At 65.4% G+C, this 14,583-nt stretch carries 12 protein-coding genes; 7 read left to right on the forward strand and 5 right to left on the reverse strand.

The window, feature by feature from the left end:
* Positions 1 to 35 precede the first annotated feature (35 nt).
* A complete protein-coding gene (locus QCE63_RS33390) occupies positions 36 to 1,445 on the reverse strand; it encodes an MFS transporter (RefSeq protein ID WP_309839153.1) in 1,410 nt (469 codons plus the stop codon).
* Between the two features lie 263 nt (positions 1,446 to 1,708).
* On the opposite strand from QCE63_RS33390, the gene QCE63_RS33395 reads away from it, so the two are divergent.
* Complete coding sequence (locus QCE63_RS33395; protein ID WP_309819041.1) at positions 1,709 to 2,476, forward strand: IclR family transcriptional regulator C-terminal domain-containing protein; 768 nt, start codon at positions 1,709 to 1,711, stop codon at positions 2,474 to 2,476.
* A gap of 243 nt (positions 2,477 to 2,719) precedes the next feature.
* Positions 2,720 to 3,265, forward strand: coding sequence for a periplasmic heavy metal sensor (locus QCE63_RS33400; protein ID WP_309839155.1), 546 nt, complete (start codon positions 2,720 to 2,722; stop codon positions 3,263 to 3,265).
* A 246-nt stretch (positions 3,266 to 3,511) separates the two neighbouring features.
* Here the strand turns inward: QCE63_RS33400 and QCE63_RS33405 are convergent, their stop codons facing one another.
* Positions 3,512 to 4,846, reverse strand: coding sequence for an MFS transporter (locus QCE63_RS33405; RefSeq protein WP_309839157.1), 1,335 nt, complete (start codon positions 4,844 to 4,846; stop codon positions 3,512 to 3,514).
* Between the two features lie 208 nt (positions 4,847 to 5,054).
* On the opposite strand from QCE63_RS33405, the gene QCE63_RS33410 reads away from it, so the two are divergent.
* From QCE63_RS33410 to QCE63_RS33430, 5 genes are all read left to right on the forward strand, one after another.
* Positions 5,055 to 5,441 carry a TerB family tellurite resistance protein gene (locus QCE63_RS33410; protein WP_309839158.1) on the forward strand — a complete coding sequence of 129 codons (387 nt, stop codon included), beginning with the start codon at positions 5,055 to 5,057 and terminating at the stop codon, positions 5,439 to 5,441.
* Positions 5,442 to 5,468: 27 nt separating this feature from the next.
* On the forward strand, positions 5,469 to 6,059 hold the full coding sequence (locus QCE63_RS33415; RefSeq protein WP_309839160.1) for a universal stress protein: 591 nt from the start codon (positions 5,469 to 5,471) through the stop codon (positions 6,057 to 6,059).
* Positions 6,017 to 7,633 (forward strand): alkaline phosphatase D family protein, encoded by a 1,617-nt coding sequence (locus QCE63_RS33420; protein WP_309839162.1) that lies wholly within the window; start codon positions 6,017 to 6,019, stop codon positions 7,631 to 7,633. The genes QCE63_RS33415 and QCE63_RS33420 overlap by 43 nt, the downstream gene beginning before the upstream one ends.
* Positions 7,634 to 7,729: 96 nt before the next feature.
* Positions 7,730 to 8,368 carry a LysE family translocator gene (locus tag QCE63_RS33425; RefSeq protein WP_309839164.1) on the forward strand — a complete coding sequence of 213 codons (639 nt, stop codon included), beginning with the start codon at positions 7,730 to 7,732 and terminating at the stop codon, positions 8,366 to 8,368.
* Between the two features lie 135 nt (positions 8,369 to 8,503).
* On the forward strand, positions 8,504 to 9,796 hold the full coding sequence (locus QCE63_RS33430; protein ID WP_309839165.1) for an FUSC family protein: 1,293 nt from the start codon (positions 8,504 to 8,506) through the stop codon (positions 9,794 to 9,796).
* Between the two features lie 33 nt (positions 9,797 to 9,829).
* On the opposite strand, the gene zwf is transcribed toward QCE63_RS33430, so the two are convergent.
* The 3 genes from zwf to QCE63_RS33445 form a co-directional block, all read right to left on the reverse strand.
* Positions 9,830 to 11,305 carry a glucose-6-phosphate dehydrogenase gene (gene zwf, locus QCE63_RS33435; protein ID WP_309839167.1) on the reverse strand — a complete coding sequence of 492 codons (1,476 nt, stop codon included), beginning with the start codon at positions 11,303 to 11,305 and terminating at the stop codon, positions 9,830 to 9,832.
* A gap of 168 nt (positions 11,306 to 11,473) precedes the next feature.
* Positions 11,474 to 12,382, reverse strand: coding sequence for a LysR family transcriptional regulator (locus tag QCE63_RS33440; protein WP_309839169.1), 909 nt, complete (start codon positions 12,380 to 12,382; stop codon positions 11,474 to 11,476).
* 100 nt (positions 12,383 to 12,482) lie between these two features.
* Positions 12,483 to 14,570 (reverse strand): pyridoxamine 5'-phosphate oxidase family protein, encoded by a 2,088-nt coding sequence (locus QCE63_RS33445; protein ID WP_309839171.1) that lies wholly within the window; start codon positions 14,568 to 14,570, stop codon positions 12,483 to 12,485.
* Between the last annotated feature and the right edge of the window lie 13 nt (positions 14,571 to 14,583).

Consider the following 14,583-nt stretch of genomic DNA (forward strand, 5'->3'; position numbering starts at 1 on the left):
GCAAGGGCCCGTCGATCACTCCAGCACAATCCGTATCAAGCGTGGCGCGCCTTGGCGACCTTCTCCACGTTCATCGAGTCGGCGCGCAGACGCTCGTACTCCTGTTCGCTCATCGGCACGGCGTCCTTCTTGCCCAGATCGTTCAGGCGGATGCGATACGTCTCACGTGCCGAGTACGCTGCAATCGCGGCGATGATCGTCACGCCGAACGCAATCGCGCCGACCGTCAGCGGGATGTTGTTCGATCCCGGCGGCGCCACTGCGGCGAACAGCGCCGGCAGCAGGGCCGTGATGGTCGTGCCGATGTTCTGCGCAATCGCCATGGCCGAAACACGCGAGCGGGTCGGGAACAGTTCCGGATAGAAGCTCGGGAAGATCGCGTTATAGCCTTGATACACGACACCCCACATCAGCAGCGACATCAGGAACGCGAGCGGCACGTTGTGAATGCTGATTGCATACAGATAGCCGAACGACAGCAGGCCCGAGACGAGGGAACCGCCAATCATCATCGGGCGTCGGCCGATCTTGTCCGACAGGTTGCCGACGAACGGAATCACCAGCACCGCAACGATGTTGCCGACCACCGGAATCCACAGGTACACGCTCTTGTGGAAGCCGATGCCATACGAAGATTGCACCGCATAGGCCGCACCGAAGATCGTGGCGACGACCGGGATCACGTTCATCAGCGCCATGCAGACCACGCGGACCATGTCGGGCGAGCTGTTGGCGAACGCTTCCTTGATCGGCGATTTCGGCAGGTCGCCGTGCGCGCCTTCGGACGTGAAGGCCGGCGTTTCATGCACTTCCTTCCGGATGATGTAGCCGGCCACCAGCACGAATGCGGACAGCAGGAACGGCACACGCCAGCCCCACGAATTGAACATGTCTTCCGGCATGAACGTGGCAAGCGGCAGGAACACGGCGGCCGCGAGAATCTGGCCGGCCTGCACGCCCTGCAGCGTGAAGCTCGCGTAGTAACCGCGGCGTCCGAACGGCGCGTGTTCGAGAATCATCGAGCTGGCGCCCGAGATCTCACCCGCCACCGCGAAGCCCTGGACCAGGCGGAGGACCACGAGCAACGCGGGGGCGAACATGCCGATCTGGTGATACGTCGGCAGGAGGCCGACGGCCATCGTCGAGAAGCCCATCATGAACATGCAGATCAAGAGGACGTTCTTGCGGCCGTGCGTGTCACCCAGATGGCCGAGCACGAATGCGCCGATCGGACGCGCCACGTAGCCCACGCCGTACGTCGCCAGCGACGCGATGATCGCCACTTTCGGATTGCCCGACGGGAAGAACAACTGCGGGAAAATCAGCGCGGCCGCTTGCGCGTAGATGAAAAAGTCGTAGTACTCGAGCGCCGAGCCGATCCAGCCGCTCGCCGTCGCTTTTTTCGCCTGGCGGCCGCTGTGCGCGTCTTCCATCGGGCTAGCCATAGAAATGTCTCCGAAATAGGTTATGGAGTTGAGCTTGGGAAACTGGCCGAGCGGCGGAGAGTCGAGTCTTGAAACACGCGTCGCTCTGAAAGTGATTGGAGAATAAGAGCGCAACCCCTTTCAATCAACATTCTGTGATAGATTTTGCGCGATTATCGTACGCGCGTGTGCGTTAATCGAACGCTTTTGGGGTTAGCACTAGCCAATGCGTACCCTCAGCGTCCGAAACAGCGGTTGTTCCATAACTAAACAAGCATGTCCGCATGACTAAACCTGCACTCGACAAGCGCGATTGGATTGCGGGCCTGGAGAAGGGCTTGGCTATCCTCGAAGCCTTCGACGATCAGCACGCCCGCATGACGCCGACCCAAGCGGCCGTGCGCACGGGCCTCACGCGCACGGCCGCGCGCCGCTATCTGCTGACGCTCGCGCATCTCGGCTATGTGCAGACGGACGGCAAGCTCTTCAGTCTCACGCCGCGCGTGTTGCGCATGGGCTGGTCCTACTTCGAGTCGGCGCGTCTGCCGCGCATCGTGCAGCCGTACCTGCAACAGCTGAGCGCGCTGATCCACGAATCGGTCTACGTGAGCGTGCTCGACGAATGGGACCTCGTCATCATCGCGCGCAACGGTTCCACGCGCGTGATGACCACCGGCTTCGTGCTCGGCGCGCGCGTGCCGGCCGCGTTGATGTCGGGCGGCATCGCGATGCTTGCGTATCGGGAGGAAGCGGCCGTGCGTCAATGGCTCGACGACACTGAGTTCAAACCCTTCACGCCGCTCACGATCACCGACAAGGAACAGCTCTACGAGAAGATTCGCCATTCGCGCGTCGAGGGTTATGTCGAGATCGAGCAGCAATTGCAGATGGGTGTGCGCGGCGTCGCGGTGCCGATGAAGAACCGTCATGGCGAAGTGGTTGCCGCGCTGTCGGCCAACATGCCGATCGGGAAGGAAACGCGCGAAGCGGCGCTCGCTCGCGTGCTGCAGCCGTTGCAGGAAACGGCGTTGTCGATGTTGAACGTGATCTGATACTCGGCCGCTCGGCAGACGCCCAAAGGTGAGGGTATTCGGGATCGGGCGCACTCGCTCGAACAAAGCCCCTTGTTTAAAGGGTTTTCGCCGCCCGCAAACCGGCCAAAGGTGAGCGTTTTCGGGGGCAATGCAAAGCCCTCATTCCTGGCTCATTCACCCTCTCTACACTCGTTCTCATGGTTGCAACAGCGAAAGCGCGCAACTCCATCCGAACATCGAACGAGGAAAAGGGGAACCGACATGAGCCAGACCGTCCAAGTACACCATGCCGCGCATACGCACCTTGGCGCGCGTACCGCATTGCTGCTCAAGCTGTCCGTCGTGAGCGTGGTCACTGCGCTTGCACTCGGCGTCGGCTCCGCGCCGGTCTATGCGCAAGCGCTGCCGACGGAAAGCGACACCGCCATCCACGTGCAGCCGGTCAACCTGCGTACGCTGCATGACCAGCTGAGTCTCACGCCCGATCAGGAAGTGCAATGGCAAGCCGCGCTCGATGCCATGCGTGAAAGTCATGCCGCCGAGCGCATGAACGCAGACCAGATGCAGTTGCGCATGCAGGCCTTGCTGAAGCAGCCGATCCTGGATCTTTCCGCGCTGCACGCGCTCGACCAGAAGACGGCGCAGCAGGACGCGCCCTTGTCCGGGCAGTCGGCGAAGGCCTGGCTGACGTTCTACGGCTCGCTGAACAATCAGCAGAAGCAGACCTTCAGCGATGCAATGCGTCCGCAGTTCGAGAACATCGCGCATCATCCGGCGCGTCCTTACGATCCGAGAACCGGGCTCTGATGCAGTGGTGCGCTGCACGCGCAGCGAAAAAAAACGGGCCGGTGCGCAAGGCAGCCGGCCCGGTCGCATCGCGTCAGTGGCAGGCAGCCGCGATGTGACGCGATCTCTCATGCATGCGGCGTGCCAATCGTCGCAGAGGGAGCGTGAGCCTTGCGTGGCAAGGCTCACGTCTCAAGCCGAGAGGATGGGCTGTTCCATGCGACCCAACTCATTCAATCAGCCTGTGCGGCCTCAGCCAACAGTACCTCAATGCGCCGCCGCCATCGACGGATCGGCCTGGCCTTCGCCGGTGCGGATCGCGATCACCGCGAGCAGCGCGGCCGCAAGCGGCACAGCGAGCACGAGATAGAAGCCGCTCGGTCCGCCCAGGTTGAGAAACATGCCGCCGACCGCCGAGCCCACGATCGCCCCCACTCGCCCCATGCCGATGGCCCAGCCGGTGGCGGTGGCACGCAGGGTCGTCGGATAGGCGCTGACCACCAGATAGTTCAGCGCGATCTGCTGTCCGCCGATGCCAAGCCCCGCCGCGCCCGCGAGCGCGAACACCCATCCCCACGACGTACCCGCATAAGCCAGGCCGAGTGCAATGGCAATGCCCAACGCCAGTAGCGCGATCAACAGGCGCCGCGTGCTGATTTTCGGCAGCGCGATGGAGAGTGGAATCGCGCAGAGGATGAACACCGCGTTCACCACGACCGTGCCGAGCGGCGCTTGTGCGGCGGGCAGGCCGGCGGCCTTCAGCACGGTGGGCAGCCACGAAAGGAACATGAACCACGCGATCCAGTTGAAGCAGTACACGGCCCAGATCGCCACGGTGTTGCGCGCGTTGCCTTCGCGGAACAGCGCGCCGACGCTCGCCCGCGCGGCGGCTTCATGCACGGCGAAGCGCGCATCAGGAGCAAGCGGTTGCGACACGATGCGCGCCAGCACCGCACGAACAGCGCGATGATCGTCGCGCGAACGCGTCACAAGAAAGTGAAGCGATTCGGGCAGCACGAACCAGAGCAATACGAGCAACACGAGCGGCGCCGCGCCGCCCGCGACGAACACGCCCTGCCAGCCGATCACGGGCAGCATGCGCGCGGCGAGCAGGCCGCCGAGCATCGCGCCCGCAGGAAGTCCAAGCAGCACGCCGGTCATGATGGCGCCGCGATGCCGCGCCGGTCCGTATTCGGCCGCGAGCGCGAGCAGGACCGGCGTGCAGCCGCCCATGCCAAGCCCGGCGATGAAGCGCAGCGAGAGGATCTGCGCGGTGTCGCTCGCGAAGGCCGTCGCAAGCGAAGCGAGGCTGAATAGCGCGACGCCGCCAAGCAGCGCGGGACGCCTTCCGACGCGGTCGCCGAGCAGCCCGAGCGTCATCGCGCCGAGAGTCATGCCGAGCGTGCCCGCGATGAGAATCGGCGCGAGATCGCCGGGCGCGAGCCCGAATGCCGCGATGATCGCCGGGCCCGTGTAGGCGATGGCCTGGGTATCGAAGCCGTCGAACAAGGTGGTCAGGAAGCACAGCAGGAAGATCGTCCACTGGAAGGGACGGACGCGTTCGCGGTCGATCAGCGACGCGATATCGAGAGGCGGTCTCATGAAGTCTCCGTTGTGATTGGCATGCCGGAGAGTAAGAGCGCAGAGCGCCACCCGTCCAATACCGATGGGGACTGAGGCCATACCGTAGGAGTATCGCGCTCATCTTCCGCTCATTCTGCGGTTCTACGATGCGAAGCAAAGGCGGTGCGTTCTCTTCAATCATCACGTGCGGCCTTTCCTTCAGGACCTTTGATCGAGGAGTTGAGCCATGCGTCACTATCCATCGGACAGCCCGCGTGCGGCGGCGCGCATCGTCGTGATGTCGCTGATCGCGGACGGGCATATCAGCGGTAGAGAAATCGAAGCGCTCGAACGGCGCGGCTTTTATAGACGGCTCGGATTGCATGCGGGCGAACTGCATGAAGTCGTGCGAGAGGTGTGCGAGGACCTGACACGGTCCTCATATCTGACATGGGACGAAGCGTGCCGGGTCGATGCGCGCGTCGTCGAACAGCTTGCGAAGGAAGTGCGCGACGAGCGCATCAGACGCGAGGTGCTCATGCTGTGCGAGACAGCGGTGGTTGCGGATGGACACATCACCTGCACCGAGGCGATCGTGCTCGATGCCGTGAAACGCGCGTGGCTCATCCATTGAGGCCGGGCATTGCAAGGAGGCGACATCATGCAGCAACATATCCTGGTAGCCGTGGGCCCGAGTCTCAGCCATGCCGCGCTTGCGCTCGGCATCGCGCGCGCCCGCGAAAGCAATGCACGCCTGACGGCGCTTCATGTAGTGGACCGCTTGCCGTTCTGGGCGCTCTCGTCGGTGCAACACGACTTCGGCACGTCGATGGCATGCATCGAGCAACAGGTGCGCGAAGTCGAGAAACGCACGTTGCAGGCCATTCTTGCATCGAGTGTGAACGGCGCGTGCGTCACGATCGACTTGCCGAACGGCGCGACGATCGCACGCACGATCGCGCAGGCGGCGCGCGAGTTCGACGCGGACCTGGTCGTCATCGGCCGTGCGCGATCCTTTGCATGGCGTTTCTGGCAAGAGCGCATGGCCGACGCGGTGAGCCGTCACAGCAATCGCCGCGTGCTGATCGCGACCAATCGCGAGCCTGACGACGCGGCTGCTGCAACAAAAGCGACACCATTGCGCTTTACCATCACCGGTTCGACGCAGCGCACCCCTGCGCCGTCGTACCGTTCGAGAGGAAGCTCGCCATGCCGGATCGCATCGTCAAACCGTCCCGACGCACCTTGCTGAAGGGCCTTGTCTCCGGCACCGGACTTGCGCTCAGCGGCGCGGGTCTGGCCGATGCACTGGCACAAGGCGTGGCGCCCGCCGTCATCACCTCGGACAAGTTGCGTCCGCAACTACCCGGCGGCGTGATGAGCGGCGACGTCACCGCAACGAGCGGCATGGTCTGGAGCCGCTCGGACCGGCCGGCGCGCATGATCGTCGAGTACTCGACGAGCGAGAACTTCAGCACTTTCCAGCGGCGCATCGGGCCGGCGGCGCTGGAGGGCAGCGACTTCACCGCGCGCGTCGACCTGACCGGCCTGCCGCCGGGCGCGGATATGTTTTATCGCGTGCGCTTCCAGGATCTCGGCGATGGCAAGGCCATCAGCGAAGCGGCGACGGGCCGCCTGCGCACCGCGTCGCTCGATGCGGCCAAGCCGGTCTGCTTCGTTTTCTCGGGCGATGAAGCCGGGCAGGGCTGGGGCATCAACGAACGCTTCGGCGGCTATCGCATCTACGAAGCGATGCGCCGGGAAGCGCCGGACTTCTTCATCCATCAGGGCGATCAGATCTACGCGGACAGCGTGATCGAAGCCGAAGTCAAGCTGCCGGACGGCACGCTGTGGACCAACCTCGTGACCGAAGGCAAGTCGCACGTGGCGCAGACGCTCGACGACTATCGCGCGGCCTTCGCCTACAACCAACGCGACCGAAACAAGCGCCGCTTCGCCGCCGAGGTGCCGTTCCTCGTGCAATGGGACGATCACGAAGTGCGCAACAACTGGTATCCGGGACAGCAGATCGGCGCGGCGGAAAAGCGCTATCAGACGCGGTCCATCGATCTGCTCGAAGCCCGCGCGAAGCAGGCGATGTTCGAATACAACCCGTATCGCATCAATCAGCTGGATCCGGAGCAGGTGTATCGCGGCTTCCAGTTCGGTCCGCTGCTGGACGTCTTCATGCTCGATGAGCGCTCGTATCGCGGCGCCAATTCGCCGAACCGGCAGTCGCGTCTCGACGCGGACGCCGCGTTTCTCGGCTCGCAGCAGACGGCGTGGCTGAAGGCATCGCTGAAGGCTTCGCGCGCGACATGGAAAGTGATCGCGAGCGACATGCCGATCTCGCTCGTCGTGCCGGATGCGAACCCGGACGTGCCGAAGGGCACCTATGAAGCGTGGGCCAACGCCGACAATGGCGCACCGCTCGGACGCGAACTGGAGCTGGCGGAGATCCTGCGCTTCATCAAGCAGGAGAACATCGAGAACGTCGTCTGGATCACGGCCGATGTCCACTATGCACAGGCGACGCACTACGATCCGTCGCGCGCGAAGTTCACCGACTTCAAGCCGTTCTGGGAATTCGTCGGCGGGCCGATCAACGCGGGCACCTTCGGCCCGAACGAACTCGACACGACCTTCGGTCCCGAACTCCGCTATGTGAGCGTGCCGAAGGACAATCCGCAGAACCGCTCGCCCGCGGCGCTGCAACAGTTCTACGGCCGCGCGAAGATCGACCCGGTGAGCCGCGCGATGACCGTCTCGCTGCACGACCTGAACGGCAAGTCGCTCTATGAGGTGAAGCTGGACGTCGAGGGTTAGAAATTGGCCTGCCGGTTCCGGCGTCATCCATGCATGGACGCCGGCTCCGCGCCTTCGCGACAATGCACACAACATTGAAACGGAGACGCCCGCGCCATGCCCCTTCACGCCTTGTTCAGCGCGAACCTGCTGATTGCCTGGTCGGCGTATTTCGTCGGCACAGCGAGCCCCGGGCCGAGCAATCTCGCGATCATGTCGATCGCAAGCCAGTCCGGCCGCCGCCCCGCGTTCGCGTTCGCGGCGGGTGTGATGTCCGGCTCGTGCTTCTGGGCGATGCTCGCGGCGCTCGGACTATCCGCGGCGCTCACCGCGTACTCGGGCTTTCTCACGGGCGTGAAAATCTGCGGTGGACTGTACTTGCTGTGGCTGGCGTTCAAGTCGGGACGCGCGGCGCTGCATCCGCCAGTGCGTTCCTCCGCCGCGCCCGCGCGCGATCTCGGCGGCCGTGCGCTCTATATGCGAGGCGCGCTGCTGCATCTCACCAATCCGAAGGCGATTCTCGTGTGGATGTCGGTGGCGGCGCTCGGCTCATCGGCCGGCGAGGGGCCCGGTCACATGCTCGTTGTGGTGGCGGGCTGCCTGTGTATCGGCGCGAGCGTGTTCGGCGGCTATGCCGCGCTGTTCTCGATGCCGTCCGCGCGACGCATCTACCAGCGCATGCAGCGCGGCCTCGACGGCTGCCTCGCGCTCGTGTTCGGCGCGGCCGGCATCCGTCTTCTGACCTCGCGTTCCTGACCCGCTGCGCAGCGGTTGCCATCCGTTTTCGATGGCGCATATGCAACGCCCGATGCAATTCTCTCGTCAATTGTTTTGCGCTCGGCTCCACTGGCGACTACGCTCAAGCTAAACGCCAGACGGATCCCAAGCACGATGCCGACCGACGATGCACCCCGCAGTACCGCTTCCATCGAATCCCGCAGCATGGCCCTGGGCGCCGACGTCGCGCGCACGGTGCGCGACGCCTTCGTGTCGCTGGGCCGTGAACTCGCCGCCTTCCGCCCGACGCCCGCGCGCGCGCTCTTCGCGACACAAGCCATGCTGTCGGTGGCGCTGGCCGTCGCACTGGCCTACGCGTTTCACTTGACCAACATCTGGTGGGCCGCCATCAGCGGCTTCGCGGTCATGCAGTCGAAGTTCTCCGCCTGCGCGCAGCGCGGCGTGCATCGCGTGGTCGGGACCGTGGCCGGGGCCATCATCGGCGCGCTCGCCGGGCCGGTGATCGGCGACGTGCCGTGGATCTTCGTGCCGCTGCTCGGCGTGATCGCGGGCGTGTCGGTGTATCGCGCGCTCGCCTCCGATGCGGGCTATGCGTGGGTGCTGGGCGCCGTGACGTCGATGATGGTGACCTTCGAGGCGCATCGGCTCGTGTCCGCGTCGGCGACGGCGTCGTTCGCGTTGTTGCGCGTCGCCGAAGTGGTGGTGGGGACGTGCGCGTGCGTGGCGGTGTCGGCGCTGTTTCACGCGGGTCTGCAACACTTCCGACGCAGGCGCGGCGCGGCGCCGGTGCCGCGCGCGCAGGCTGCATCCACGGTGGATCGCGTCGATGGCGCGGGCACGCAGGCCATCACCGTGATGCCTTCGGACGCGGCGCAGGCGGTGCAGGCCGTGTCGGCTTCACACGTCGCACGCGCCGCGCAGGCTGCCCGCGAGATGCGCCGGAGGCTTGCGTGGCAGAGCGCATGGGCGGTCATGATCCTCGCCGCGCTGGCTTACGCGTGGAACCTGCCCGGCTTCGCGCAGGCCATGGTGACCGCCGTCGCCGTGCTGATCCTGCCGGCCTCGTCGCTCGGCAAGCCGACGCGCAAGCCCGTTGCGGAGCGCATGATCCAGCGCTTCATCGGCTGCCTGCTGGCGGGCGCGGTGAGTCTCGCGCTGTTGCCCTTGCTCGGCGATTCACCGGGGCTCTGCATGATCGCGCTGTGTGCGGGCGTGTGGATCGGCTGCCACGTGCAGACCGGGGCGCTCGGTGCGAGCTACGTCGGCCGGCAGTTCAGCATCGCCTTCATCATGGTGTTCGTGCAGGATCACCACTGGTCGTCCGACCCGACGCCCGCCGCGCTGCGGCTCGCGGGCATTCTCGGCGGAATCGTGGTGCTGTCCGCCGTGATGGCGGCCAGTGCCGTCTGGTGGGAAAAACGAACCGTGCGCACGGCGATGCGGTGACCGGAAGCGGTCCGCATCGCCACGCTTATTGCATCAGGCCTCTTCTGACCAAGCCAGATTCTCCCGTGCCATCAGCGCGCTGGATGCCGCCGGCCCGAAAGTGCCCGCCGTATAGCCGCGCGGACGGTCGCCGAGTTCCTTCCAGCCGTTGAGGATCGGTTCGACCCACGTCCAGGCCGCTTCCAGTTCGTCACGCCGCATGAAGTGCGTGAGCCTGCCGCGAATCACGTCGATCAGCAACCGCTCGTAAGCCTCCGCGCGCCGCTGCGTCATGGCCTGCTGCAAGTCCAGATTGAGCGTCACCGGCTGCATGTGCATGCCGCTGCCCGGTTCCTTCGCCATCATCTGCAACTGGATGGATTCCTCCGGCTGCAACGTGATGGTGAGACGGTTGCCGTAGTGACGCGGACCGTCGGGGATGATGGAGAACGGCAGATCGGCGAAATCGATGACGATCTCCGAGCGGCGATTCTGCATCCGCTTGCCCGTGCGCAGGAAGAACGGCACGTTGGCCCAGCGCCAGTTGTTGATATGCGCGCGCACGGCGACGAAGGTTTCGGCGCGGCTGTCGGGGGGCACGTTGGCTTCCTCGAGATAGCCCTTCACCGCCTCGCGGCCCACCGCGCCAGCCGTGTATTGCCCGCGCACGGTGTCGCGCGCGATGTCGGCGACGGACATCGGCCGCAACGACTTCAGCACCTTGAGCTTTTCATCGCGCACGGCGTCCGGATCGAGCGAAACGGGCGGCTCCATCGCGACGATGCACAGCAGTTGCAGCAAGTGGTTCTGCACCATGTCGCGCAATGCGCCGGTATGGTCGTAGAAGCCCGCGCGGCTGCCCACGCCCACCGTCTCCGACACCGTGATCTGCACGCTCTTGATGTACGGCGCCTGCCACAGCGGGCCGAAGATCGCGTTGCCGAAGCGCAGCACCATCAGGTTCTGCACCGTCTCCTTGCCGAGATAGTGGTCGATCCGGTAGATCTGCTCTTCCTTGAAGTGCTTGCCGACTGCATCGTTGATGGCTTGCGCCGACGCCAGGTCGTGGCCGAGCGGCTTCTCCAGCACGACACGTGCGCGCTCGTCGAGGATGCCGGCATTGTCGAGGTTGTCGCAGATGGTGACGAACAGCTCGGGCGAGGTCGACAGATAGAACACGCGTTGCGAGCCCGGGCGCGCGGCCTGGCCGAGACGCTGAAAGTCGGACGGATTTTCCACGTCGACGCGCACGTAGTCGAACAGCGCGAGAAATTTGTCCCACGACTGCACATCGAACACCTTGTCTTCGATGAACGGCCGCGCCTGCTCTTCCATGAAATTCTTCAGATAGTCCTCGCGCGTCCAGTCCTTGCGGCCGATGGCGAGAATGCGCGTGTCGGCGGGCAGGTTGCAGTGCGAGTGCGCCATGTACAGCGCGGGCAGCAGCTTGCGTGCCGCCAGGTCTCCGCCGCCGCCGAAGATGATCATGTCGAGCGGGCGTTCGTTCGAGGGAGAAGTCGGTTGGGTCATGGTGCGTGAGCCGTGAAGGAGTCGGAGAAAGCCAAAGGCGCGGCGATCGGTCGGGATCGGACGAGACAGCTATGTTGCATGTTTTGCCGGTTTTTTGCACGGCAGCGTGCCTGACGGCCGTTCGATTCGACGCCGTTGCGCGCCTGTCTGGCCGGTCGCGCCGGGTGTTTAGCCGGTGTAGCTCAACGAGGGATCAGCGCGCAGCGTGGCGACCGCGAGATCGAGGAACGCCCGCACCTTCTGCGCGACATGGCGGCCTTCGCGGTGCACGAGATGAACGGGAATGGCGGGCGGCTCGAACTCCGGCAGCACGATGGCGAGCCGGCCTTCCTGCACATGCTGCGCGACCTGATAAGACAGCAACCGCGCGATGCCGAAGTCCGCGATCGCGGCGCCGATGGCGGCGTCGTTCGTCGTGGTGGTCAGGCGCGGATGCGCGCGTACCGTCACCTGCCGCTCGCCGTCGTAGAGGCGCCATTCGGGCGGCGTCGATGCCCCGGTGGACGAGATGATGACGTGCGCGGCGAGATCGTCGGGATGACGGGGCGTGCCATGTTCCGCGAGATACGCGGGCGATGCGCACAGCACGCGCCGCACGCAGCCGACCCGGATCGCCTGCAACGAAGAGTCCGGCAGTTCCGCGATGCGCACCGCGACGTCGATGCCTTCGTCCACCAGGTTCACGACGCGGTCGACGAACCAGCAGTTGGCATCGGCTTCGGGATAGCGGCGCAGATAGTCGATCACGATCGGCGTGACGTGCAGGCGGCCGAACATGACCGGCGCGGTGATCGTCAATACGCCGCGCGGCGACGTGTGCGTGCCGGTGGCGGACAGTTCGGCGGTGTCGATTTCACCGAGAATGCGGCGGCAGTCTTCGAAGAAGCCGCTGCCGGCGTCGGTGAGGCGCACGACGCGCGTGGTGCGCGTGAGCAGGCGCACGCCGAGATGTTCCTCGAGTTCGGTCACGACCCGGCTCACGACCGACGGCGACACCTCGAGCTTGCGTGCCGCCGACGCGAAGCCGCCGGTTTCGACCACCGTGACGAAGGTCGACATTGCCTGGAATCGGTCCATGGGAGAAGCGCTGCATGCCGGCTGAAAGGATGCCGTGCATTCTCGGGGATATGCGCGCGGGGCACAATCCACCGTCGCTGTCTCAGGCGTTTTTCCGGCTTCAGAGGTCGAGTTCGAGCGCATCGCTCGCGTCCGCTGCGGGCACGGCGCAGCAGATCAGGGCTTCGTCGTCGCCGACGTGGAACGCCGGTTCATTCTCGTACGTCACTGCGCCTTTCGCGATACGCGTCCTGCATGTGCCGCAGGTGCCGCCGCGGCAGTTGAATTCAGGCGCGAGGCCGCTCGCTTCCGCGAGATCCAGCAGCGAACCGCTGTCCGGCTGCCATTGCGCCGCCGTGCCGGACTTGACGAACTGCACCGTCACCGGTTCGGCGGCGGCGGGACGCAGCGGCTTCACGTCCGCACCGCGATCCGCCGTGCGCCGCAGCGCCGACGGACCGAAGGCTTCCGCGTGGATGCGCGTGTCGGCGACGTTGAGCGCGCGCAGGCCGTCGTAGAGCGTTTGCATGAACGCGCCGGGGCCGCACAGGTAGAAATCGTAGTCGTTGAAGGGCAGGCGGCTCGTCAGCAGATCGAGGTCGATCCGCCCCGACGCGTCGTAGTCGCGCCCGAGCACGGCGTCCCGCCTGTCGCTCAGCACGCGGATCAGGTTCACCGCGCCGCCCGAGCTTTGCACGAGCGCATCGATCTCTTGCGCGAACGCACGGCTGGCGAGCGCATGCGCCGACACGATCATCCAGGTCGGACGCACGCGGCGTTTGCGCAGCCCTTCGTAGACGATATGCCGCAGCATCGCGAGCATCGGCGTGATGCCGACGCCCGCCGCCATCAGCACGGCCGGCCGCTTCTCCAGCGCATCGATGGTGAAATCGCCGGCCGGCGCGCGCGCCTCGATCGTGCTGCCGGTTCGCAACGTGTCGTGCAGCCAGGTCGAGACGCGTCCGTCGCGCTTCACGCTGATGCGATACACGCCGTCCGACGGCGCCACCGAGAGCGTGTAGGTGCGGATCGACGGTTTCGTGTCGCGCGGCAGCGTGACGCGGATCGGCAGGTGCTGGCCCGCCCGGTGCGGCACGAGTCCCGCGCCGTCCGCCGGTTCGAGATGGAACGAGCGGATGGAATCGCTTTCGTCGACGATCCGGCTCACGCGAAACGCGCGCCACGCATTCGCGAGCGCGGCGGCCTTCAGGCGTTTGGATACCTGCGTCCAGTCGCCGGTCATCAGCGCATTGGGCGACGCGCCGTCGTCGCGCGCCGTCCAATGCAACGGCAGCGCGTCCTCGCGATACACGATGCGGTGCGGCTTGAAGCGCCACAGCCGCTCCGCGCCTTGGAAAGCGGCGATTTCCGGCGAATCGAGCAGCACTTGCGCCTCGCCCGTGAGTTGCAGCAGCGTGCCGTGTTCGAAATCCGCGAACACGAGGCCGGCGCGGCCGTTCTCGAGAATGTTGCCGAGCGTGTTGAAGAACAGGTTGCCGGCGAAATCGGGAATGGTGAGAAAGCCGTCGTCCGAGAGGCGCACGAAGCCTGGCTTGCCACCCCGATGCGACACGTCCACCTGCCGGTGCCCGTCATCGCGATCGAAATACGACGCGACGTACAACGAATCGGCGCCCGTGATCATGGCTTTGGCGCGCGGCGTCAGCGTGTCGAGTTCGACAGGCGCGACCGTGCCGGGCATGCCTGGTTCGCGCACGAACTCGAAGTCGCGCAGTTGGATGTACTGCGGGCAGTTGCCGTAGCTCTGCTCCACGGCGACGTCGAAGCGCGACTGCGCGCCGTCGCGATAGATCACGCCGTTCATGCGGTTGCGGCGGCGCGTGTGCAACTCGATGCCAAGCATGCCGATGGACGCGCCGTCCGCCATGCCGGCTTCGGCGGGATCGTGCGGGTCGCGTGCGTGGCCGATGCGCAGCGTGTGCGCGTCGGGGGTCTGCATGAAGCCAGGATGCCCGGCGATCAGCGTGGCCCACGGATCGCCGTGGCTATCGACCGCGCCGACGACCATGAACGGCAGTTGCGCAAAGAACTGGCGATGCTGGTCCGGCATATAGTCGCGCACGACGCGCCGGCCCATGCTGTCCATCCGCTCGTACACGCCTGCGGCCTTCTGCAGCGCGATCTCGCCGCGATGCCACGGTGCGGGAGCGAGTTTGGGAACAGGATTGAGAACCGCTGGGCTGGACATGATCGTATGCCTC

It is taken from the genome of Caballeronia sp. LZ065 (assembly GCF_031450975.1).
In the GTDB taxonomy this organism is placed as follows: Bacteria; Pseudomonadota; Gammaproteobacteria; order Burkholderiales; family Burkholderiaceae; genus Caballeronia.

Coding starts and splice junctions, on each gene's coding strand:
- QCE63_RS33410 (WP_309839158.1), top strand. CDS start 5,055: ATGCGTCACTATCCATCGGACAGCCCGCGTGCGGCGGCGCGCATCGTC.
- QCE63_RS33405 (WP_309839157.1), bottom strand. CDS start 4,846: ATGAGACCGCCTCTCGATATCGCGTCGCTGATCGACCGCGAACGCGTC.
- QCE63_RS33440 (WP_309839169.1), bottom strand. CDS start 12,382: ATGGACCGATTCCAGGCAATGTCGACCTTCGTCACGGTGGTCGAAACC.
- QCE63_RS33445 (WP_309839171.1), bottom strand. CDS start 14,570: ATGTCCAGCCCAGCGGTTCTCAATCCTGTTCCCAAACTCGCTCCCGCA.
- QCE63_RS33425 (WP_309839164.1), top strand. CDS start 7,730: ATGCCCCTTCACGCCTTGTTCAGCGCGAACCTGCTGATTGCCTGGTCG.
- QCE63_RS33395 (WP_309819041.1), top strand. CDS start 1,709: ATGACTAAACCTGCACTCGACAAGCGCGATTGGATTGCGGGCCTGGAG.
- QCE63_RS33420 (WP_309839162.1), top strand. CDS start 6,017: ATGCCGGATCGCATCGTCAAACCGTCCCGACGCACCTTGCTGAAGGGC.
- QCE63_RS33400 (WP_309839155.1), top strand. CDS start 2,720: ATGAGCCAGACCGTCCAAGTACACCATGCCGCGCATACGCACCTTGGC.
- QCE63_RS33430 (WP_309839165.1), top strand. CDS start 8,504: ATGCCGACCGACGATGCACCCCGCAGTACCGCTTCCATCGAATCCCGC.
- zwf (WP_309839167.1), bottom strand. CDS start 11,305: ATGACCCAACCGACTTCTCCCTCGAACGAACGCCCGCTCGACATGATC.
- QCE63_RS33415 (WP_309839160.1), top strand. CDS start 5,469: ATGCAGCAACATATCCTGGTAGCCGTGGGCCCGAGTCTCAGCCATGCC.
- QCE63_RS33390 (WP_309839153.1), bottom strand. CDS start 1,445: ATGGCTAGCCCGATGGAAGACGCGCACAGCGGCCGCCAGGCGAAAAAA.